17 protein-coding genes are annotated in these 21,337 nt (G+C 72.6%); 13 read left to right on the top strand and 4 right to left on the bottom strand.

Going from position 1 to position 21,337, the window contains the following annotated elements; all coding sequences use genetic code 11:
• The first annotated feature begins 17 nt into the window (after positions 1–17).
• Positions 18–1,445: an argininosuccinate lyase gene (gene argH / locus ACIQAK_RS15535; RefSeq protein ID WP_366389817.1), complete on the top strand. Its 1,428-nt coding sequence runs from the start codon at positions 18–20 to the stop codon at positions 1,443–1,445.
• A gap of 106 nt (positions 1,446–1,551) precedes the next feature.
• Complete coding sequence (locus ACIQAK_RS15530) at positions 1,552–2,523, top strand: aldo/keto reductase (RefSeq protein WP_366389818.1); 972 nt, start codon at positions 1,552–1,554, stop codon at positions 2,521–2,523.
• 16 nt (positions 2,524–2,539) lie between these two features.
• On the opposite strand, the gene helR is transcribed toward ACIQAK_RS15530, so the two are convergent.
• Positions 2,540–4,726 carry an RNA polymerase recycling motor ATPase HelR gene (helR, locus tag ACIQAK_RS15525; protein WP_366389819.1) on the bottom strand — a complete coding sequence of 729 codons (2,187 nt, stop codon included), beginning with the start codon at positions 4,724–4,726 and terminating at the stop codon, positions 2,540–2,542.
• A 338-nt stretch (positions 4,727–5,064) separates the two neighbouring features.
• On the opposite strand from helR, the gene ACIQAK_RS15520 reads away from it, so the two are divergent.
• Both ACIQAK_RS15520 and ACIQAK_RS15515 read left to right on the top strand, forming a co-directional pair.
• The gene (locus ACIQAK_RS15520; RefSeq protein ID WP_366389820.1) at positions 5,065–5,616 is read left to right on the top strand and encodes a TetR/AcrR family transcriptional regulator; all 552 of its coding nucleotides are present in this window, start codon (positions 5,065–5,067) and stop codon (positions 5,614–5,616) included.
• Positions 5,613–7,157 (top strand): MFS transporter, encoded by a 1,545-nt coding sequence (locus tag ACIQAK_RS15515; protein WP_366389821.1) that lies wholly within the window; start codon positions 5,613–5,615, stop codon positions 7,155–7,157. Before ACIQAK_RS15520 ends, ACIQAK_RS15515 begins: the two co-directional genes overlap by 4 nt.
• 67 nt (positions 7,158–7,224) lie before the next feature.
• On the opposite strand, the gene ACIQAK_RS15510 is transcribed toward ACIQAK_RS15515, so the two are convergent.
• Entirely contained in the window at positions 7,225–7,896 is a 672-nt protein-coding gene (locus tag ACIQAK_RS15510) for a 1-acyl-sn-glycerol-3-phosphate acyltransferase (RefSeq protein ID WP_073881854.1), read from the bottom strand.
• 266 nt (positions 7,897–8,162) lie between these two features.
• On the opposite strand from ACIQAK_RS15510, the gene ACIQAK_RS15505 reads away from it, so the two are divergent.
• The 3 genes from ACIQAK_RS15505 (at position 8,163) to ACIQAK_RS15495 (ending at position 10,547) form a co-directional block, all read left to right on the top strand.
• Complete coding sequence (locus tag ACIQAK_RS15505) at positions 8,163–9,323, top strand: glycerophosphodiester phosphodiesterase (protein ID WP_366389822.1); 1,161 nt, start codon at positions 8,163–8,165, stop codon at positions 9,321–9,323.
• Positions 9,324–9,451: 128 nt separating this feature from the next.
• Positions 9,452–10,006 carry a sigma-70 family RNA polymerase sigma factor gene (locus ACIQAK_RS15500; protein ID WP_366389823.1) on the top strand — a complete coding sequence of 185 codons (555 nt, stop codon included), beginning with the start codon at positions 9,452–9,454 and terminating at the stop codon, positions 10,004–10,006.
• 37 nt (positions 10,007–10,043) lie between these two features.
• The gene (locus ACIQAK_RS15495) at positions 10,044–10,547 is read left to right on the top strand and encodes a GNAT family N-acetyltransferase (RefSeq protein WP_366389824.1); all 504 of its coding nucleotides are present in this window, start codon (positions 10,044–10,046) and stop codon (positions 10,545–10,547) included.
• A gap of 78 nt (positions 10,548–10,625) precedes the next feature.
• Here the strand turns inward: ACIQAK_RS15495 and ACIQAK_RS15490 are convergent, their stop codons facing one another.
• Together ACIQAK_RS15490 and ACIQAK_RS15485 are read right to left on the bottom strand one after the other, a co-directional pair.
• Positions 10,626–11,060 carry a hypothetical protein gene (locus ACIQAK_RS15490; protein WP_366389825.1) on the bottom strand — a complete coding sequence of 145 codons (435 nt, stop codon included), beginning with the start codon at positions 11,058–11,060 and terminating at the stop codon, positions 10,626–10,628.
• A gap of 1 nt (position 11,061) precedes the next feature.
• A complete protein-coding gene (locus ACIQAK_RS15485; RefSeq protein WP_366389826.1) occupies positions 11,062–11,421 on the bottom strand; it encodes a hypothetical protein in 360 nt (119 codons plus the stop codon).
• Between the two features lie 593 nt (positions 11,422–12,014).
• Between ACIQAK_RS15485 and ACIQAK_RS15480 the strand changes: the two genes are divergently transcribed.
• The 6 genes from ACIQAK_RS15480 (at position 12,015) to cobT (ending at position 21,062) form a co-directional block, all read left to right on the top strand.
• Positions 12,015–13,106: an ATP-binding cassette domain-containing protein gene (locus ACIQAK_RS15480; protein WP_366389827.1), complete on the top strand. Its 1,092-nt coding sequence runs from the start codon at positions 12,015–12,017 to the stop codon at positions 13,104–13,106.
• Positions 13,103–13,774, top strand: a complete 672-nt coding sequence (locus ACIQAK_RS15475; protein WP_366389828.1) for a methionine ABC transporter permease — start codon at positions 13,103–13,105, stop codon at positions 13,772–13,774. Before ACIQAK_RS15480 ends, ACIQAK_RS15475 begins: the two co-directional genes overlap by 4 nt.
• A 123-nt stretch (positions 13,775–13,897) precedes the next feature.
• Positions 13,898–14,764, top strand: coding sequence for a MetQ/NlpA family ABC transporter substrate-binding protein (locus ACIQAK_RS15470; RefSeq protein ID WP_366389829.1), 867 nt, complete (start codon positions 13,898–13,900; stop codon positions 14,762–14,764).
• 120 nt (positions 14,765–14,884) lie between these two features.
• Positions 14,885–15,562: a GNAT family N-acetyltransferase gene (locus ACIQAK_RS15465; protein ID WP_366389830.1), complete on the top strand. Its 678-nt coding sequence runs from the start codon at positions 14,885–14,887 to the stop codon at positions 15,560–15,562.
• 120 nt (positions 15,563–15,682) lie between these two features.
• Entirely contained in the window at positions 15,683–16,921 is a 1,239-nt protein-coding gene (cbiE, locus tag ACIQAK_RS15460; RefSeq protein ID WP_366389831.1) for a precorrin-6y C5,15-methyltransferase (decarboxylating) subunit CbiE, read from the top strand.
• 334 nt (positions 16,922–17,255) lie between these two features.
• The gene (gene cobT, locus ACIQAK_RS15455; RefSeq protein WP_366389832.1) at positions 17,256–21,062 is read left to right on the top strand and encodes a nicotinate-nucleotide--dimethylbenzimidazole phosphoribosyltransferase; all 3,807 of its coding nucleotides are present in this window, start codon (positions 17,256–17,258) and stop codon (positions 21,060–21,062) included.
• Positions 21,063–21,337 lie beyond the last annotated feature (275 nt).

Genomic DNA, 21,337 nt, shown 5'->3' with positions numbered 1-21,337 from the left:
CTTTTGAGGAGCACGCAGTGAGCAGCAACAACGGTGACGTCCGGCTCTGGGGCGCGCGTTTCGCCGACGGACCGGCCGAGGCGCTGGCCAAGCTGTCGGCCTCCGTCCACTTCGACTGGCGGCTCGCGCCGTACGACATCGCCGGCTCCCGCGCCCACGCCCGCGTCCTCAGCAAGGCGGGCCTGCTCACCGAGGATGAGCTGGCCCGGATGCAGGAGGGCCTCGACCAGCTCGAAGCCGATGTCGCGGACGGCTCCTTCACCGGGACCATCGCCGACGAGGACGTGCACACCGCGCTGGAGCGCGGGCTCCTTGAGCGCCTCGGCCCCGACCTGGGCGGCAAGCTGCGGGCCGGCCGGTCGCGGAACGACCAGATCGCCACGCTCTTCCGGATGTACCTGCGCGACCACGCCCGGATCGTCGGCGGCCTGATCGCCGGCCTCCAGGGCGCGCTGGTCGGCCTCGCGGAGGCCCACCCCGATGTGGCGATGCCCGGCCGCACCCACCTCCAGCACGCCCAGCCGGTGCTCTTCGCCCACCACGTGCTCGCCCATGTGCAGTCCCTCTCCCGGGACGCCGAGCGGCTGCGCCAGTGGGACGAGCGGACGGCCGTCTCCCCGTACGGCTCCGGCGCGCTCGCCGGCTCCTCGCTGGGCCTGGACCCCGAGGCCGTCGCGGCCGACCTCGGCTTCCAGCACGGGTCGGTCGCCAACTCCATCGACGGCACCGCCTCGCGGGACTTCGTCGCCGAGTTCGCGTTCATCACCGCGATGATCGGCGTCAACCTCTCCCGGATCGCGGAGGAGGTCATCATCTGGAACACGAAGGAGTTCTCCTTCGTCACCCTGCACGACGCCTTCTCCACCGGCTCCTCGATCATGCCGCAGAAGAAGAACCCGGACATCGCGGAGCTGGCCCGGGGCAAGTCCGGCCGCCTCATCGGCAACCTGACCGGCCTGCTCGCCACGCTCAAGGCGCTCCCGCTCGCGTACAACCGCGACCTCCAGGAGGACAAGGAGCCGGTCTTCGACTCCTGTGACCAGCTGGAGGTCCTGCTCCCCGCCTTCACCGGCATGATGGCCACCCTCACCGTCAACCGGGAGCGGATGGAGGAGCTGGCCCCGGCCGGCTTCTCGCTCGCCACCGACATCGCGGAGTGGCTGGTGAGGCAGGGCGTGCCGTTCCGGGTCGCGCACGAGGTCGCGGGCGCCTGTGTCAAGGAGTGCGAGCAGCACGGCATCGAGCTCGACGAGCTCACCGACGAGCAGTTCGCCGCGATCTCCGAGCACCTCACCCCGGAGGTCCGCACCGTCCTCGACGTGCGCGGCGCCCTCGCCTCCCGCAGTGGCCGGGGCGGCACGGCCCCCTCCGCCGTCGCCGTACAGCTGGCCGAGGTGAAGAAGGACGTGGAAGCGCAGAACGCCTGGGCGACCGCCCGCCGGTAGCCGTACCACCTCGCGTACGTACGGCGTCGTCGCAGGTGTACGAAAGGTGTCGCGGGCTACGTTGACCGGGGTAGGAGTATCCGCAACCGACCCCGAGGAGCCCGCGATGCCCTTCACCGCCCTGGCCACCGCGACGACCCCGACCGCCCACATCGGACTGGGCCTCGCAGCCGTCGGGAGGCCCGGATACATCAACCTCCACCGCGACCAGGACTTCCCCGACGGCCGGGACGTGGAGGATCTGCGCGCCCGCACCCACGAACTGCTGGACGCGGCGTACGCGCAGGGCGTCCGGTACGTCGACGCGGCCCGCTCCTACGGCCGCGCCGAGGAGTTCCTCGGCGAGTGGCTGGACGCCCGGCCCTCCTTCACCGACCTCGTCGTCGGCTCCAAATGGGGGTACACCTACACCGCCGACTGGAGTACCGAGGCGGAGGTCCACGAGGTGAAGGACCACAGCCTCGCCACCTTCGAGCGCCAGCGCGCCGAGACCCACGACCTCCTCGGCGGCCGGCTCGACCTCTACCAGATCCACTCGCTGACCGCCGACAGCCCGGCCCTCGCCGACAAGGAGCTCCACGAGCGCCTCGCCGCCCTGGCCGCCGACGGGGTCGCCGTCGGCTTCTCCACCAGCGGCCCCGCCCAGGCCGACGCCATCCGGGCCGCGCTCGCCGTCACGGTCGACGGCAACCCCCTCTTCCGTACGGTCCAGGCCACCTACAACGCCCTGGAGACCTCGGCCGCGCCCGCCCTCGCCGAGGCCCACGACGCCGGGCTCACCGTGATCGTCAAGGAGGGCATGGCCAACGGACGCCTGGCCGGGGAGGAGGCCCCCGCCGTGTTCCAGGAGATCGCCGCCGACGCGGGGGTGGGCGGCGACGCGGTCGCCCTCGCGCTCGTCCTGCACCAGCCCTGGGTCGGGGTCGTCCTCTCCGGCGCCGCCACCGTCACCCAGCTCGCCGGGAATCTGCACGCCCCCGTCGTCGGCCTCGACGAGGAGCAACGGGCCCGGCTGGACGCCCTGGTGGAGGAGCCGGAGTCGTACTGGCGCCACCGCGCGGGCCTTCCCTGGCACTGAGGAAGACCGCGCGGCTTCAGGAGCTCGTCAGGACGGCGAGCTCCTGGGTCGCCCGCGTCATCGCCACATACCGGTCGACCGCCCCTTCGACGCCCTCGCCGAACGCCTCCGGGTCGACCAGCACCACCAGGTCGAACTCGAGGCCCTTCGACAGTTCCGGCGTCAGCGACCGCACGCGGGGCGTCGACCGGAACGCGGGGTCACCGATGACGCACGCGATCCCGTCCGGGTGCGCGGCGAGCCACGCGTCGAGGAGCGGCGCCAGGTCCGCGACCGGTCCGTGGACCACGGGCCGGCCGCCGGAGCGGATCGACGTCGGCACACGGGCGTCCGGCAGCACCGCCCGGATCACCGGCTCGGCCTCCGCCATGACCTCCTTCGGCGTCCGGTAGTTGATGCTCAGGGAGGCCACGGCGACCCGGTCGAGCCCGACCCGCTCCAGACGCTCCCGCCACGACTCCGTGAACCCGTGCCGGGCCTGGGCCCGGTCCCCGACCACGGTGAAACTCCGGGACGGGCACCGCGCCAGCAGCATCTGCCACTCCGCGTCGGTCAGCTCCTGCGCCTCGTCCACGACGATGTGCGCGAACGGGCCGGCCAGCCGGTCCGGTTCGACGCCGGGCGATCCGTCCGGGTCGACCAGGGTGTCCCGCATGTCCTGGCCGCGCAGCATCACCAGTGCGCCCTCGCTGTCGGCGTCGGCGTCGGCCAGGGTCTCGTCGGCGAGCAGGGCGTCGATGACCTGGGCCATGCTCGCGCGTTCGGCGGCCGCGGCCGCCTTCTGCCGATGCCTGCGCCGCGACGCCTGCGGGTCTCCGACCCGCTGCCGCGCCGCGTCCAGGATCGGCAGATCGGCCACCGTCCAGGCCTGGGAGTCCGCGCGCCGCAACAGCCCGACCTCGTCCCGGCCGAGCCAGGGAGCGCACTTGCGCAGGTACGCGGGGACCGACCACAGGTCCCCGACGACTTCGGCCGCGTCCAGCAGCGGCCACGCGCGGTCGAAGGCGGCGGCCAGCTCCCGGTCCTGTCCCAGCACCTCGCGGACCAGGTCGGGTGACACCCCGTCACCGTCTCCGTCACCGTCTCCGTCGTGCTTCTCCACCAGAAGCGTCAGCAGCTCCTCCCAGACCTGCTCGCGCGCCTCGTTGTGTACGGCCCCGGGTCCGGCCGCCTCGAACGCCACGGCCCAGTCGGCAGCGGTCAGCCGGACGTCGGACCAGGGAGTCGTGACCGTCAGGCTCCGGGTGGGCGGCTCCTCGTAGAACCGCACGGCCGCCTCGACCGCCTTCACCAGGCCCGCCGACGCCTTGAGCCGGGCCACCTCCGGGTCGGCCTCGGCCACCGCCGTCGCCCCCTCGGCGACGAGGTCCCGCAGGGTGCAGGTCTGGACGCCCTCCTCCCCGAGGCTGGGCAGTACGTCGGCGACGTACCCGAGGTAGGGCCGGGACGGGCCGACGAACAGGACGCCGCCGCGCCGGTTGCCGAGCCGGGGGTCGGAGTACAGGAGGTACGCGGAGCGGTGCAGGGCGACGACCGTCTTCCCCGTACCGGGCCCGCCGTCCACGACGAGTGCACCCCGGGAGCTCGCGCGGATGACGGCGTCCTGGTCGGCCTGGATGGTGCCGAGCACGTCACGCATCCGCTCCGAGCGGTTGGCACCGAGGCCGGCGATGAACGCCGACCGGTCGTCGAGCGCGGCATGCCCGTCGAACGCGTCCGGGGTGAACACCTCGTCCCAGTAGTCGCTGATCCGGCCGCCGGTCCAGCGGTATCTGCGGCGGCTCGCCAGGCCCATCGGGTGGGCGTGGGTGGCGCCGAAGAACGGCTCGGCGGCGGGGGAGCGCCAGTCGACCAGCAGCCGGCGGCCCTCGCCGTCGGTGAGGCCGAGCCGGCCGACGTACACGGGTTCGGAGCCGTCCTCGCCGACCATGTGCCCGAGGCAGAGGTCGAGTCCGAAGCGGCGCAGGGTGCGCAGGCGGGCGGTGAGCCGGTGGATCTCCGCGTCCCGGTCCATCGCCTGCCGACCCGTGCCGCCGGGAGCTCTGCGCTCGGCCTCCAGGCGGCCGGTCAGCTCGGCGACCGACTCGTCCAGACAGCGCGCGATGGCCGCGAAGTGCTGCTCGTCGGCGCCGATCAGCGCCGGGTCGGCCTTGGGGGAGAGGCGGTCGGGGAGGTGGAAGGCGCTGGTGGGCAGAGGGGGCACGTGGTCCGTTCCGTTCCGGAGTGTCCGTGGGAGGGTGGGCGTCGCGGGGACGGCACTCCTGGTCCCGGCTTCGGCCGCCGATTCTGCGGCACCTGGGGGGTCTTGCCGCAAGGCCCCCCATCCGCTATAAGTTGAGAGTGGCAAGGAGTGGGTTCACCTCCTGACCATCCCGCCGCTCGCAGGACACCAGCTCCTCGCGGTCTCCTCCCGCACCGCTCACGCGGCGTCCGGACGTCCCCGTCCCCGCCTCCTCCTGGATCTCCCTCGGTCACCCCTTTCCGGGCCCCCGCAGGTTCCTCAATGAGACAACGAAGTCTCACATGGGTTAAGGTCGTCTCATGACTCTCGACCGTGAGCAGGTGCTGCGCAGCGCCGCCGCCCTGCTGACCCACAAATCGACCGCCACCATGGACGAGGTCGCCAAAGCTGCGGGTATCGGGCGCGCCACCCTCCACCGCCACTTCGCCGGACGTGACGCGCTGGTGAAGGCGCTGGAGGATCTCGGTATCCAGGAGTTCGAGGCGGCCCTGGATGCCGCCCGGCTCGACGAAGGCGCCTCCGACGAGGGGCTGCGCCGCCTGATCGCGGCCGTCGAGCCCAGCGCCGGTCTGCTCTCGTTCCTGGTGACGGAGAACCAGCTCTTCGAGGGCGACCAGGTCAACGAGGGCTGGAACCGGGCCGATGCCCGGGTCTCCGCCTTCTTCCGCCGCGGCCAGGAACGCGGCGAGTTCCGTATCGACCTCACCCCCGCCTGGCTGACCGAGGCCCTCTACGGGCTCATCGGCACCGGGGCCTGGTCCGTCCAGGTGGGGCGGGTCGCCGCACAGGACTTCTCGTACATGATCGTCGAGCTGCTGCTCGGCGGAGCCCGCCGGAGCGTGGAGCAGTGACCAGCATCGACCAGCACCCGAAGAAGACGGACGACGTACGCCGCCCAGGGCGGTGGATCGCGCTCGCCGTGCTCGTCCTCGCCGTCCTGCTGGTGGCCGTCGACGCGACCGTCCTCGGTCTCGCCACCCCCTTCCTCAGCGAGGACCTCGCTCCCACCGGCAACCAGTTGCTCTGGATCGGTGACGTCTACTCCTTCGTCATCGCCGGCCTGCTCGTCTCGATGGGCAGCCTCGGTGACCGCATCGGCCGCAAGAAGCTGCTGCTCATCGGTGCCACGGCGTTCGGGGCGGTCTCCGTGCTCAACGCCTACGCGACCACACCCGAGATGATGATCGTGGCCCGGGCGCTGCTCGGTGTCGCGGGCGCCACCTTGATGCCGTCCACGCTCGCCCTGATCCGCAACCTCTTCCACGACCCGCGCGAGCGCAGCCTCGCCATCGGCATCTGGGGTGCTATGGCCTCGGCGGGCGCGGCCGTCGGCCCGGTCGTCGGCGGGTTCCTGCTCGAACACTTCTGGTGGGGTTCGGTCTTCCTGATCAACCTGCCCGTGATGGCCGTCCTCGTCGTCGTCGGCGTCAAGCTGATCCCGGAGTCCAAGAACCCCGCCCCCGGCCCCTGGGACATGCTCAGCGTCGGGCTCTCCCTGGTCGGCATGATCGGCATCGTGTACGCCATCAAGGAGACGGCCTCGCACGGGCTGGGCTGGGGGCCCGGCGTGGCGGCCGTCCTCGGCGCCGTCGCCCTCGCCTGGTTCGTCCGCAGGCAGCTCCACCTGCCCGCGCCACTGCTGGACATGCGGCTCTTCCACCACCGGGGCTTCTCCGGCGCGGTCCTCGCCGACCTGTTGACCATCCTCGGTCTGTCGGGTCTGGTCTTCTTCCTCTCCCAGTTCCTCCAACTGGTGCAGGGCCGGGGCCCGCTGGAGGCGGGGCTCGCCGAACTGCCCGCCGCCATCGGCGCGGTGACCGCCGGTCTGCTGGCCGGATTCGCCGCCCGCCGGTTCTCGGTGCGCTCGGTCGTGGCGGGCGGACTCGCAGCGGTCGGGCTGGCCCTGGGCACGGTGACCCTGCTCGACCAGCACACCGGCTACCCGCTGCTCGGCTCCATGCTGCTGGTCGTCGGTGTCGGCGCCGGGTTCTCCTTCACGGTCACCGCCGACGTCATCCTCTCCAGCGTCCCGCAGGAGCAGGCCGGTTCCGCGTCCGCCGTGTCGGAGACGGCGTACGAGCTCGGTGCCGCCCTCGGCATCGCCCTGCTCGGCTCCATCGTCACCGGCGTGTACCGGGGCTTCCCGACCCCGGACGGCATCCCCGGCGGAGTCGAGTCGGCGGCCCACGAGTCGCTCGGCGGGGCCGTCGAGGCGGCCGCCACCCTGCCGGCCGCCCAGGCCGGCCCGCTGATCTCCGCGGCCCAGGAGGCGTTCGTCGACGGGATGAGGTCCGCCGCCGGCGTCGGGTCGGCGGTGCTCCTCGCGGCGGCCGTCGCCGCCTGGTTCCTGCTGCGGGGCCAGAAGCTGGAGGACGGCGTCGAGCACCCGTAGTACGCCGTCACGCGGAGGGGCCCGCACCCCGGGATACGGGGTGCGGGCCCCTCCGCGTACGACCGGATCAGGCGGCCTTCGCCTTCGTCGCGTACATGTCCACGTACTCCTGGCCGGAGAGCCGCATCACCTCGGACATCACCGAGTCGGTCACCGCCCGCAGCACGTAGCGGTCGCGGTCCATGCCCTCGTACCGGGAGAACTCCATCGGCTCGCCGAAGCGCACCGTGACCTTGCCCGGCCGGGGCAGTCCGGCGCCGCCCGGCTGGAGCTTGTCGGTGCCGATCATGGCGAACGGGACCACCGGGGCGCCCGTCATCAGCGTCAGCCGCGCGATCCCCGTACGGCCCCGGTAGAGCCGGCCGTCGGGGGAGCGGGTGCCCTCGGGGTAGATCGCGAAGGCTTGGCCCTCCTCCAGCACCCGGCGCCCGGTCATCAGCGCCGCGACCCCGCCCCGGCCGCCGTCCCGGTCCACCGGGATCATGCCGCAACCGGTGAAGAACCAGGCCATCAGGCGGCCCTTGAGCCCCTTGCCCGTCACGTACTCGTCCTTGCCGATGTAGAACACCGGCCGGTCGCAGCAGATCGGCATGATCATCGAGTCGATGAAGGTGAGGTGGTTGCCCGCGAGGATCACCGGCCCGGTCCCGGGAATGTTCTCCGCGCCCTCCACCTGTGGGCGGAACATCAGGCGCAGAATCGGTCCGAGCACTGCCTTGATGACCGTGAGACGGGACAACGGTTCCTCCGGTGTCGTGGCCGGGCCGGCCGGGGTCGGGTGAGGTGGTGCGAGGTGGTGTCCGGTGGGGCGAGGTGTTGGACTGTGCAGGTGAGGACGATACTCGCGGGTACGCACTGATCGCACATCGGGTTCACGGAGTGGATACGCGATGTTGACGTGTGTTTCCGCCATGTTCGCCCCCGATCCGCCCCGTGGTCCGGCCCGCCTGCCTACGATCGGGCCCCGCCCGACCGGGTCAGGACAGCACCGAGCGAGGAGCATTCATGACGGAGCGTGTGACCGGCAGTCCGGGCCGGCGGACCCTTCTGGGCGCCGCCGTCCTCTCCACGGCCGCCCTGGGCCTGACCGGCGCAGCGCAGGCCGCCGAGCGGGGACGCGACGGTCACGGGGGGAGCCACGGCTCCCTGCGGGACCTGCCCGTGCCGACGGTGATCGGCCACCGGGGGGCCAGCGGCTACCGCCCCGAGCACACCCTCGGCTCCTACCAGCTGGCGCTGGACCTCGGCGCGCACATCGTCGAGCAGGACCTCGTGCCCACCAAGGACGGCCACCTGGTCTGCCGGCACGAGAGCGACATCACCGCCACCACGGACGTCGCCGACCACCCCGAGTTCGCCGGCCGCAAGGCCACCAAGAGGATCGACGGCGTCAGCTACACCGGCTGGTTCACCGAGGACTTCACCCTCGCCGAGCTCAAGACCCTGCGGGCCAAGGAGCGCATCCCCGGCAACCGCCCCGACAACACCCTCTACGACGGCCGCTGGACGATCCCCACCTTCGAGGAGGTCCTGCGCTGGGCCGACCGGGAGGGCCGCAAGCGCGGCAAGCCCGTCCGGCTGTACGTGGAGACCAAGCACCCCACCTACTTCCGGAGCCTCGGCCTCGGCCTGGAGGAGCCCCTCGCCCGGCTGCTGCGCCGCTACGGCCGGGACCGCAAGGACTCCGCGCTCATCCTCCAGTCCTTCGAGCCGAGTTCCGTCCAGCGTCTCGCCCGGTTGGTCGCCACCCCGCGCATCGTCCTGCTCTCCGGCCCGACGACGCGCCCCTGGGACTTCGTCGAGTCCGGCGACCCGCGCACGGTGGCCGACCTGGTGAAGCCCGCCGGACTGAAGTGGATCGCCTCGTTCGCCCAGGGCATCGGCCCGACCCTCGACCTGGTCATCCCCAAGGACAACGCGGGCCGCCTGACCGCGCCGACCACGCTGGTGAAGGACGCGCACGCGCGCGGCCTGCTCCTGCACCCGTACACGCTGCGCAACGAGAACAGCTTCCTGCCGGCCGACTTCCGGCGCGGCACCGACCCCAACGCCTACGGTGACGTCTTCGGCGCCTACGCCGCGTACTTCGCCACCGGCATCGACGGCATCTTCGCCGACCACCCGGACACCGCGCTGCTCGCGGCGGCGGACTTCAAGGGGCGCTGAGCCCACGGTTGTACGGCCCGGCGGCCCCGCGGCTACGCGGCGTCAGCCGCCGGGCCGGCAGGTGCCCCGGTCGGGTGGTGCCGTCCGTGCGGGGCAACCGGCCGTGCCACCACCACGTCCGCCGGAACATGACACTTCTCGATCATGAACCCGACCCGGCCGCCGCCACCGCCCTCGTCGTCCGCGCCTTAGCACCCCTGGTGCGAGCGGAGGCGCGGGCCGAGGCCCCCGCCGCCGGTCTCGACCCCGCCGACCTCGAACAGACCGTATGGCTGCGGCTGCTGGAGCGCCCCGCCGCGGCCGGACCGCCGCGCGACCCGGCCCGCTGGGTGCGCGCCACCGTACGCGCGGAGGCCCGCCGAGGGCGCCGCACCCTCCGGCGGGAACGCCCGTACGCCGGAACGGAACCCGCCGCGTCACCCGCCGGCAGCCCGGAGCGGGCCGCGCTCGGTGCCGCCGAACGCCGGGCGCTGCGCGCCGCGATGGCCCGGCTGCCCGAACGCTGCTTCCGGCTGCTGGACGCGATGCTGGCGCCCACCGACCCGACCTACCGCGAAATCGCAGGGGAGTTGGGTATGTCACAGGGGAGTTTGGGCCCGATCCGTTCCCGTTGCCTTGGATGTCTGCGCAGAATGCTGGCGGCGGAGGTTGTCACCCCTGAACTGCGGGGAAGAGGGCGGTAGGCAACCGGGTGGACAGGTGAGCGGGAGGCGTGCACACATGGGCATGAGCGTGATCATCTCGGCGGCGACGGCACAGGACGTGGAGCAGATCTTCCGGCTCCAGTACCTCTGCTTCCAGCGCGAGGCCGAGCTGTACGACAACTACCGGATCGACCCGCTCGTCCAGACCCTCGACGCGGTACGCGGCGAAGTCGCCGACGACCTGGTGTTCGTGGCCCGCCTCGGCGACGAAGTCGTCGGCTCGGTACGCGGATTCACCGACACCGACGGTACGGGCCAGATCGGCAAGCTCTGCGTCCACCCCCGGCTCCAGCGGCACGGCCTCGGCACCCGCCTGCTGAACGCGGCGGAGGCGGCCCTCGCGGCCGACCGCGCGGCAACCCGCTTCCGGCTGCACAGCGGGCACCGCAGCGAGAGCAACCTGCGGCTCTACCGGCGGGCCGGATACGCCCAGGTGGGGAACGCCACGGGTACGGACGGCGTCCGGCTCATCCTGCTGGAGAAGGACGTCGCGGCCCAGGAGTTCGTGGCCAGCGCCTGACCCGGCCGCCCCACCGGGAAGGCCTCATGCCGCGGGTCTCAGGCACGCTCCGCGGGTCTCAGGCACGCTCCGCGGGTCTCAGGCCTGCTTGGCGCGCCGCAGCCAGATCATCCCGGTGACCGGCAGGATCACCGGGATGAACAGGTACCCCATCCCGAAGTCCGACCAGACGGTGGAGTCGGGGAAGGCGGACGGCTCGGCCAGCGTCCAGGCGCCGACGACCAGGACGCCCAGCAGCTCGGCGGCGCAGCACACCAGCGCCGCCCGGCGCGCCTTCTCACCATCGCGCACCAGCGAGTACGTGATGAACCCGTAGACCGCGGCGGCGACGGCCGACAGCGCATAGGCCAGTGGCGCCCGGTCGAAGCCCCGGATCACCTCGACGACCGAGCGCGAGGCCGCCGCGACCGTGAACACCCCGTAGAACCACACGAGCACCCGGCCCGGGCCGGTGCCCAGCTCGAAGGACGGCTTGGCGGGGGACCGGTCCGGGCGGCGGTCGGTGTCACTCACGTCAGTTTCCCCAGATGTCGTAGAGCCGTACTTCGAGGACCGCCAGGACGAGAGCGCCCGCCGCCACCGTCACCGAGCCCCAGCGGGTCCGCTCGGACAGGGACAGGAAGCCGGCCGCCGGTACCGCCGCGAACGAGCCGATGAGATACGCGATGAACACCGCCATCCCCTGCTCCGGCCGCTCCCCGCGCGCCAACCGCACGACGCCCACCACCAGCTGGGCCAGAGCCAGGACGGTCACGACGGCCATCCCGATGAAGTGCCAGTCCTTCGTCGGCTGGTCCTTGTAGGCGGCGTGTCCGCACCAGGCGGCTAGGGCGAGCGCGGTCACGGCGACCGCGATCGTCAGGGCGTCAAGCATGTAGCGAGGGTATTACGGCCGGACCGCCCGCCCGCGTGCGGCCCCGCCCCGGGCCGGCCCGACGGCGCCGATCGTGGCCTTGGCCACAACGACCCCCCGGACCCGCCCGGCGGGCGGCTGCCCCCGGAACCGTACGCACCCGCCCGGCACCCCTGTCAGTGCAGGTCAGAGCCCTGTGGCCGGACGCCGACGAGACGGCCCGGAACACCTCGGCCGACCATCCACGGCTGTCCGGAATACGGACAGCCGGGTTCGCGCCGACGTGGACGTCTGTTTTACTTGGGCCCATGACCACGACGAGCAGCCGCACCCTTGCGACCGAGGCGATCAGCACGCCCGGTGCTCGTTGTATGTGTCGAATGCGCGCCTTCTGAGGGCCCCCGCCTGAGCCTCGCGCCCCGAAGCGAGACCCGAGCCCGGGCCGTTCGCACCCTGTGGAACGAGCCCGCCCGCGCATGCGCTGTTTCCCGGCCGACCGCCGCACCCAGCCGTGCCGAGACGTAACCGGACGACCGGCCCGAACAGTCTCTCCAGACGATTGCCCCGTGCCCGGCGGACACCGCGCCGCGCACTCGACAGTGACGGAAACCCCTGTGATCACCACGACGGGCCTCACGAAGGTCTACCAGTCGCGCGACCGTGAGGTCACCGCGCTCGACGGAGTCGACCTCCACGTCCGCGAGGGCGAGATATACGGCGTCATCGGACAGAGCGGCGCCGGGAAGTCCTCCCTGATCCGCTGCGTCAACCTGCTGGAGCGCCCCACCTCCGGCACGGTGACCGTGGCCGGCCAGGACCTCACGGCCCTCGCCGGACGCGGCCGGCGGGCGAGCGCGGAACTGCGCGCCGCCCGCACCCGGATCGGCATGGTGTTCCAGCACTTCAACCTGCTGGACTCCCGCACGGTCCTGGACAACGTGGAACTCCCGCTGGAGATCCTCGGAGTCTCCGGCCAGGAGCGCACCCGCAAGGCCAAGGACCTGCTCGACCTGGTCGGCCTCGCCGACAAGGCGAGGTCCTACCCCGGTCAGCTCTCCGGCGGCCAGAAGCAGCGTGTGGGCATCGCCCGCGCGCTGGCGGGCGACCCCAAGGTGCTGCTCTCGGACGAGGCGACCTCCGCCCTCGACCCCGAGACCACCCGCTCCATCCTCCAGCTGCTGCGCGACCTCAACCAGCAGCTCGGCCTGACCATCCTCCTGATCACCCACGAGATGGACGTCGTCAAGACGATCTGCGACTCCGCCGCCCTCATGCAGCGCGGCCGGATCGTGGAGTCCGGCACGGTCGGCGGACTGCTCGCCACCCCCGGCTCCGAGCTGGCGAGCGAGCTGTTCCCGGTCGGCGGGACCGCCTCCGGGCCCGACCGCACGGTCGTGGACGTCACCTTCCACGGGGAGGCCGCCGCCCGGCCGGTGATCTCCCAGCTCTCGCGTACGTACAACATCGACATCTCGATCCTCGGCGCCGCCATGGACACCGTCGGCGGCAAGCAGATCGGGCGGATGCGCATCGAGCTGCCCGGCCGGTTCGACGAGAACGTCGTCCCCATCGGCTTCCTGCGCGAGCAGGGCCTCCAGGCCGAGGTCGTCGAGGACGAGAACGGACCCAGGCCCCGCCCGGCACCCGCCGCAGCCGCCGTACCGGAGCAGACGCCCGCCCCGATCACCAAGGAGGTCGTCAAGTGACCTGGTCCGAAATGCAGCCCCTGCTGACCCAGGGCACCCTCGACACCCTCTACATGGTGCTGTGGTCCGCGCTGGTCACCGTCGTCGGCGGACTGCCGCTCGGCGTCCTGCTGGTCCTCACCGACAAGGGCGGACTGCTCCAGAACACCGCGGTGAACAAGGTCATCGGCGTGATCGTGAACATCGGCCGCTCGCTGCCGTTCATCATCCTGCTGATCGCCCTGATCCCCTTCACCACCTGGGTCGTCGGCACCTTCATCGGCCCCACCGCGATGATCGTGCCGCTCGCCGTCGGCGCCATCCCGTTCTTCGCCCGGCTCGTCGAGACGGCGATCCGGGAGGTCGACCACGGGCTCGTGGAAGCGGTGCAGTCGATGGGCGGTTCCATCCCCACCATCGTCCGCAAGGTGCTCCTGCCACAGGCCCTGCCCTCGCTCGTCTCGGGTGTCACCACCACCCTCATCGTGCTCATCGGCTACTCCGCGATGGCCGGCGCGGTCGGCGGCGAAGGGCTCGGCTCCAAGGCCGTGACCTACGGATTCCAGCGCTTCGACAACCAGTTCATGCTGATCACGGTCGCGCTCCTCATCGTGCTCGTCAGCGTGATCCAGCTGATCGGCGACATCACCGTCCGGCTGCTGGCCCGCCGAGGCCGCACCGCCTCCTGAAGGCCGCCGGACCCCTGAGGCATCCAGAACCCTGAAGGCCTCAGCCCCCTGAACCTCCCGTCCCCATCAAGCCCGAACTCCTTGTCCGGGCGCACCACCACCAGTGAGAAAGAGGCACTTTTCGTGCGCAGGAACATCAAGATCACCGCAGCTGTCGCTTCCGCCGCCGCCCTCGCCCTCGGCCTGAGCGCCTGCGGCACGGACTCCGACCCGGCCGCCAAGAGCGAGAGCGGCGCGAAGGCCGACACCTCCAAGGCCCTGGTCGTCGCCGCGTCCCCGACGCCGCACGCCGACATCCTGAACTTCGTCAAGAAGAACCTGGCGGAGAAGGAGGGCCTCAAGCTGGAGGTCAAGGAGTTCACGGACTACGTCCTGCCGAACACCGCCACCCAGTCCGGCCAGGTCGACGCCAACTTCTTCCAGCACAAGCCCTACCTGGACGACTTCAACGCGAAGAACAAGACCACCATCGTCCCGGTCGTCAACGTGCACCTGGAGCCCCTGGGTCTCTACTCCAAGAAGATCAAGGACCTCAAGGACATCAAGGCCGGCCAGACCATAGCCGTCCCCAACGACACCACCAACGGCGGCCGCGCCCTCCAGCTGCTCGCCGAGAACGGCCTGATCACGCTCAAGGACGGCGTCGGCACCACCGCCAAGCTGAGCGACATCACCGACAAGAAGGGCCTGGAGTTCAAGGAGCTGGAGGCCGCCACCGTGCCCCGCGCCCTGAACGACGTGGACGCCGCCGTCATCAACGGCAACTACGCCCTGGAGGCCAAGCTCTCCCCGGCCGAGGACTCCCTCGCGCTGGAGAAGGCCGAGGGCAACCCGTACGCCAACTTCCTGGCGGTCAAGGACGGCAACGAGAAGGACCCGCGCGTCGAGAAGCTGGCGGGGCTCCTCAACTCCGACGAGGTCAAGAAGTTCATCGAGGACACGTACAAGGGCTCGATCATCCCGTCCTTCGGCGCCCCGGCCGCATCCTGACCCCCGCCAAGTCCTGACCCACGTCGGGCACTTGACCGACACAGCCCCGCCCCTTCCGCCGGGAAGGCGCGGGGCTGCGCCGTGCGGACCCGCCCATGCACAACGCGGACCCGATGCTGCATGCTGTGCTTTTACCCGGTCTTCTGCATGGAGCTGCGCATGACTACCACCTTTCCGTCCATCTCCATCAGCACGGACAGGTTGGTGATGCGCCCCTTCGACATGGCCGACATCCCCGCGTACATCGAGATGATGAACGACGAGATGGTCACCGCCTGGACCGACGGGCCGCACCCGTACACCCAGGTCGACGCCGAACGCTGGGTCCGCCGAATCGCCCCCGGGGAACGCACCTCGGGCCACGGCATCGTCCTCGCCGTCACCGAGTTCCTCACCCAGCGGCTCGTCGGAAGCGTCCACCTCCTCAACACCGACTGGCGCACGCTGGCCACCGAGGTCCGCTACATCACCGCCCCCTGGGCGCGCGGTGAGGGGTACGCCACCGAATCCGTGCTGGCCGTCGCCGAATGGCTCTTCCGCGACCAGGGCTTCGAACGCATCGAACTGCGCACCCCCGCCGACAACACCGCCTCCCAGCAGGTCGCGCAGAAGCTGGGCTGCATCAGCGAGGGCGTCCTGCGCAACGCCCGGATCGCCCGGACCCAGACGGAGGACGGCGGCTGGACCGACGTCCGCACCGACCTGATCGTCTGGGGACTCCTGCCCGAGGACCTCGAGGGCGTGGCCGAGCAGCTGGCCGACGCCGGCGGCTACGGCACGTACGACGACTGGAACTGATCCCGCGCCCCCGGTACGAGGCCCCCGGCCGGGTCCCGGCCCGGACCAGGTACTGTCACCCCTGCCCGCCACCGCAGGGCAAGCCCCGCCCCCTCCGACACCCCCAGGAGACAGACGACGATGGCCGACCGGGTCACGGTGATCGGCTGGGACGGCTCGCCACTGACCAGAGCGGCCACGGCCGCGCTCTCGGCCGCCACGCTCGTCGCGGGCGCCGCGCACCACCTGGCCCTGCCCGAAGTGCCCAGCGGCGCGGAGCGCGTCCGCCTCGGCAGCGTCGACCTGGCCGCCCGCCGCATCGCCGGCCACCGCGGCAGCGCCGTCGTCCTCGCCGACGGCGACCCCGGCTTCTTCGGTGTCGTCCGCACCCTGCGCGCCCCCGAGCACGGACTCGAAGTCGAGGTCGTCCCCGCCGTCTCCGCCGTGGCCACCGCCTTCGCCCGGTCCGGAATGCCCTGGGACGACGCCCAGATCGTCGTCGCCCACCCCCGCACCCTGCGCCGTGCGGTCAACGTCTGCCGGGCCCACCACAAGGTCGCCGTCCTCACCTCACCGGGCGCCGGCCCCGCCGAACTGGCCCTCCTCCTCGAAGGCGTCCACCGCACCTTCGTGATCTGCGAGGAGCTGGGCACCGACCGCGAGCGCGTCACCGTCCTCACCTCCGACCGGGCCGCCGACCACACCTGGCGCGACCCCAACGTCGTCATCGTCATCGGCGGCGGCCCCGAGACCACCGCCACCGGCGCCTGGTTCGCCGGCCGCCAGCCCGCCTACCCGCAGGGCATCCGGGGCTGGGCCCTGCCCGCCGAGGCCTACCGGGCGGCCGGCGCGGAAGGTGTGCGGGAGTCCGGCGAGGGGGAGTCCCCCAGCCTGCGCGCCGCCCAGCTGGCCCGCCTCGGCCCCCGCACCGGCGACCTGATGTGGGACATAGGCTCCGGCAGCGGCGCCCTGGCCGTGGAGGCGGCCCGTTTCGGCGCGGCGGTCCTCGCGGTGGACGCCGACCCCGGGGCCTGCTCCCGCACGGACGCCGCCGCCCGGGCCTTCGGTGTGAACCTCCAGATCGTCTGCGGCCGGGCCCCGCACGTCCTGGAACGGCTCCCCGAACCCGATGTCGTACGGGTCGGGGGCGGCGGCGTCCCGGTGGTCAGGGCGGTCATGGACCGCCGCCCGGAACGCATCGTCACGCACGCCTCCACCCGGGACGAGGCCGAGGCCCTCGGCGCGGCGCTCACCGGCAACGGCTACACCCTCGAGTGCTCGCTGCTCCAGTCCGTCGACCTGGACACCGAGGTGTGGACCGAGCGTGAACGGTCCGTCGTGTTCCTTCTCTCCGCACGGCGTTCGGACCTCGCCCCCTGACCTTCCCCTCCGGTACGGGAGGTAGGCTGGCCGATTGTTGTACCGCGTCCGGACGTTCGTCACTTCGTTCGTCAATGTCCGGAAAAGTGGACTGTTTTGGTCCGCTCTGTGGTACGGCACCAACCGGGGGACGCGCGACGTGGCGTAGTCCACAGCGAGCCGTGGCGGAACTTCCTGCCGCGGCGGCGAACGGCCGCGAGAATAAGAAGAGGTCCGCGGGCGTTTCGTGCCGCGCGGCGAGCCCGCTCGTTCTTCAGGACGAGCACCGGCGTGCCGTGGTTCGGCGTCCCGGGCGAAGGGCCGAAGGAGCACTGACGATGGGCGAGGGGTACGCATGACTGACACCGGCCAGATCCCGGGCGAGGGACTGCCGGAGAACGCAGGCATGGTGGAGCAGCCGGGCATCCCCGCCCCGGACGCCTACACCTTCCTCGACCCCTCCGAGCACGCACCCGAGGACGACGACCTTCTGCTGATGCCGACCTCCCAGGGCGCGTGGAGCGACCCGCAGACGGCCCAGACCCAGGCGACGACCTCCCAGGCCGTCTCCGCCCCGGCCCCGCAAGCCGTCTCCGCCCCCGCTCCTCAGGCCGTCGCCGGCCCGGCCGCGCAGGACGGCGCACCGGCTCCCGCCGTGTCCGCTGCTCCGGAGCAGGCCGCTGACCAGTTCCAGGCCCAGCCGCAGTACGCGACGCAGCCGCAGGTTCCCGCGCAGGCGCAGGAGGCCCGGGTCCCCGCCGAGGCGCACGGCACCCATGAGTCCGGAGGACGGGACTCCGGCTCCGTCGACCTCAACGGTGTACGGATCGCGGCTCCGGCCCCCGTACAGGCGCCCGCCCCGGTCGGCGCGCACGCGGCGGCCCCCGCCCCCGCCCCGGTCCGCCGCCCGCTGCACCGGGGCCCGGCCTCGGCCGAGGCCCCGTCGTACGGGGGCGGCACGCAGGGCGCCGGAGTGGTCCGCTCGCTGGCCGACCGAGGCCCCGCCGGAGCGGTGAGGACCGCACCCCCCGCCCGCCACGCGAGCCCGCCGGCGGCCGGCCCCGAGTACGTCAACGTCCCGGCGCCGGAGGCCCCGGTGCCGCCGGGCCCGCAGCAGGGCGAGATCCCGCCGCAGGGCGCGTCCCCGTGGGGCCCGCCGCCGCAGCCGCAGCCGGAGGCGGAGGCGACGGTCCAGGCGGAGGCGGTGGCGGTGGCTGAGCCCGTCGTCGAGCCCGGGGTGGCGGTGGCTGAGCCCGTCGTCGAGCCCGGGGTGGCGGTGGCTGAGCCCGTCGTCGAGCCCGGGGTGGCGGTGGAAGCTGAGGAGGATGCGGCGCCGGAAACGGAGGTCCAGCCTGGGGCTGTGACCCCGGAGGTGGCGGTCGAGGCGGAGCAGGCCGAGCAGCAGGCGGTGGAGTTCGCGCCCGCGGTCGAGTCACCGGTTGAGCCGGTGGAGCCCGAGGTACCCGCCGAGCCGGTCCAGCCCGAGGTGGCAGTCGAGCCCGAGGCGGCTGCGCCTGCCGAGCCGACACAGCCGGAGCAGTCGACACAGCCGGAGCAGCCGGAGCAGCCGGTTCAGGCCGAGGTGATCGCTCCGGTCGTCGTGGAGCAGCAGCCGGTCGAGCCCGAGCAGGTCGCTCCGGAGCCTGAGCAGGCGCAGCAGGCGGCGGCTCCGGCAGAAACGGTCGTTCCCGAGCCGGTCACCGCCGCGCAGCCGGAGGCTCCGGCGGAGTCGGTGGTCCAGGCCATGGACGAGGAGCCGGTCGTGCCGCTCGCCGTGGCCCCGACGGAGCAGCTCGCCGAGGCGCCGGTGGAGGTGCCGGACGCTCCCACCGATGTTCCGGCCGAGTCCGGCCCAGTGGAGGCTTCCGCGCCGGAGCCCGTGGCTCCCGTACAGCCGATCGAGGCCGTTGCTCCGGCTCCGGCCCCGACCATCGACGAACACCCGGAGATGGAGGTCGTCGAGGCCCCCGAGGAGGTCGAGCCCGACACTGGCACCGCGACCGCCGCGACCGCCGCGACCGCCGCGACCGCCGCGACCGCCGAGCCCGTCGCACCAGCCGAGGTCGCAGAGCCCGCCGAGGTCGCAGAGCCCGCAGAGCCCGTCGCGCCCGCCGAGGTGGCAGAGCCTGTCGCGCCCGCCGAGGTCGCAGAGCCCGCAGAGCCCGTCGCGCCCGCCGAGGTCGCAGAGGCAGAGGTCGCTGCCGTCGCCGAGCCCGCAGAGGTCGCGTCCGAACCGGCAGCGGTGGCCGAGCCCGCCACGGCGGAGCCGGAGCCCGTACACCTCCCCGCCGATCCCGATCCCGATCCCGCGCCCGCAGCCGTGACCGACGCCGAGGACGGCACCGGCCCCGAGGTGATCGAGACCCCGGAGCTGGAGGGTGACCCGATCGGTCGGCCCACAGCCGAGACGGCCCCCGCGGAACCGTTCACCCCGCCCGCGCCCGGCTACGACGACGCCGAGCGCGAAGCGGTGCTGCGCGTCATGCGTGAGCGCCGGGACATCCGCAACGGCTTCCGCGGCGACCCGATTCCGCACGAGGTCCTGCTCCGGGTCCTGGAGGCCGCGCACACCGCGCCGAGCGTCGGCCACTCGCAGCCCTGGGACTTCGTCGTCATCCGGTCCGCCGAGACCCGCCGTTCCATGCACGAACTGGCCCAGCGCCAGCGGGACGCCTACGCCAAGTCGCTCCCCAAGGGCCGGGCGAAGCAGTTCAAGGAACTGAAGATCGAGGCGATCCTCGACACCCCGGTCAACATCGTCGTCACCGCCGACCCCACGCGTGGCGGCCGGCACACCCTCGGCCGCCACACGCAGCCGCAGATGGCTCCGTACTCCTCGGCGCTCGCCGTGGAGAACCTGTGGCTGGCGGCCCGTGCCGAGGGCCTCGGCGTGGGCTGGGTGAGCTTCTTCGACGAGCGCGAGATGGTCCGCGCGCTCGGCCTGCCGGAACACCTCGAAGTGGTGGCGTACCTCTGCGTCGGTTACGTCGACGAGTTCCCCGAGGAGCCCGAGCTGCTGCAGGCGGGCTGGTCCAAGCGGCGCCCGCTCTCGTGGGTCGTCCACGAGGAGACGTACGGCCGGCGGGCGCTGCCCGGCGAGGAGCCGCACGACCTGCTCCAGGAGACGATCACCGCGATCCGCCCGCTGGACGCGAAGGCGCTCGGTGAGGCGTGGGAGCGGCAGAAGCGGATGACGAAGCCCGCCGGTGCGCTCGGCATGCTGGAGATCATCTCGGCGCAGCTGTCCGGTCTCTCCCGGATGTGCCCGCCGCCGATCCCCGAGCCCGCGGCCGTCGCGATCTTCGCCGGTGACCACGGGGTGCACGCTCAGGGTGTCACCGCCTGGCCGCAGGAGGTCACCGCGCAGATGGTGGCGAACTTCCTCGGCGGGGGAGCCGTGTGCAACGCGTTCGCCGCGCAGGTCGGCGCGGAGGTCTGCGTCGTCGACGTCGGCGTCGCCGCGGACCTGCCCGCCACCCCGGGCCTGCTGCCCCGCAAGGTACGCAAGGGCACCGCGGACTTCACCACGGGCCCCGCCCTCGGCCGGGACGAGGTCCTGGCCGCGATCGAGGTCGGCATCGAGACCGCCCGCGACCTGGTGGCGGCGGGCAACAAGGCGCTGCTCACCGGTGAGATGGGTATCGCCAACACCACCGCTTCGGCGGCCCTGATCTGCGTCTACACCGGGATCGACGCCTCCGAGGTGACCGGCCGGGGGACCGGCATCAACGACGAGATGCACGCCCGCAAGGTCGACGTCGTACGCCGAGCGCTCGACCTCCACCAGCCGGACGCGTCCGACCCGATCGGCGTGCTCGCGGCCGTGGGCGGTCTGGAGCACGCCGCCATGGCGGGCTTCCTCCTCGGCGGAGCCTCCCTGCGTACGCCGGTGATCCTGGACGGCGTGAGCGCGGGCGCGGCGGCCCTGGTCGCCCGGGCCATCGCCCCCGAGGCGCTCGCGGCCTGCATCGCGGGCCACCGCAGCGCGGAACCCGGCCACGTGGCAGCCCTGAACAAGCTGGGCCTGCGCCCCCTGGTCGACCTTGACCTCCGCCTGGGCGAGGGCACCGGCGCGCTGCTGGCACTGCCGATCGTGCAGAGCGCGGCACGGGCGATGCACGAGGTGGCGACGTTCGACGCGGCGGGAGTGACGGAGAAGTAACCCGCCCCCGGTGCGGCTGCTCCAGCCGCACCGGGTTCGCCGGCCCATCCCCTCCGGCGTTCGAGGAGCGGGGCCCGGGGCGGAGCCCCGGTTTCGGGAAGGGGCGGGAAGGGGACAGGCCCGCCGCGGGCGCCCCACCCCCGCCGCCCCCCCCGGCCCAGGCCCCGGCCCCAGCCCCCACCCCCCACCACCCCGTATCGTGTTCCCCACCCAGCACCCCCCACTTCCGCACGTCACAGCCGCTCCACCGCCGCAGCGGCCCCTACGCAGCACCC

Origin of the sequence: Streptomyces sp. NPDC088706, from assembly GCF_044752765.1 — a bacterium.
Classification (GTDB): domain Bacteria; phylum Actinomycetota; class Actinomycetes; order Streptomycetales; family Streptomycetaceae; genus Streptomyces.
The sequence above is the reverse complement of the archived record's forward strand: the minus strand, read 5'-3'. Positions and strand labels throughout refer to the sequence as shown.

Excerpts from the sequence above, each read along its gene's own strand:
- cobT (WP_366389832.1), top strand. The coding sequence starts at position 17,256 with ATGACTGACACCGGCCAGATCCCGGGCGAGGGACTGCCGGAGAACGCA.
- ACIQAK_RS15505 (WP_366389822.1), top strand. The coding sequence starts at position 8,163 with ATGACGGAGCGTGTGACCGGCAGTCCGGGCCGGCGGACCCTTCTGGGC.
- cbiE (WP_366389831.1), top strand. The coding sequence starts at position 15,683 with ATGGCCGACCGGGTCACGGTGATCGGCTGGGACGGCTCGCCACTGACC.
- ACIQAK_RS15520 (WP_366389820.1), top strand. The coding sequence starts at position 5,065 with ATGACTCTCGACCGTGAGCAGGTGCTGCGCAGCGCCGCCGCCCTGCTG.
- ACIQAK_RS15485 (WP_366389826.1), bottom strand. The coding sequence starts at position 11,421 with ATGCTTGACGCCCTGACGATCGCGGTCGCCGTGACCGCGCTCGCCCTA.
- ACIQAK_RS15495 (WP_366389824.1), top strand. The coding sequence starts at position 10,044 with ATGGGCATGAGCGTGATCATCTCGGCGGCGACGGCACAGGACGTGGAG.
- ACIQAK_RS15530 (WP_366389818.1), top strand. The coding sequence starts at position 1,552 with ATGCCCTTCACCGCCCTGGCCACCGCGACGACCCCGACCGCCCACATC.
- ACIQAK_RS15465 (WP_366389830.1), top strand. The coding sequence starts at position 14,885 with ATGCTGTGCTTTTACCCGGTCTTCTGCATGGAGCTGCGCATGACTACC.
- ACIQAK_RS15500 (WP_366389823.1), top strand. The coding sequence starts at position 9,452 with ATGACACTTCTCGATCATGAACCCGACCCGGCCGCCGCCACCGCCCTC.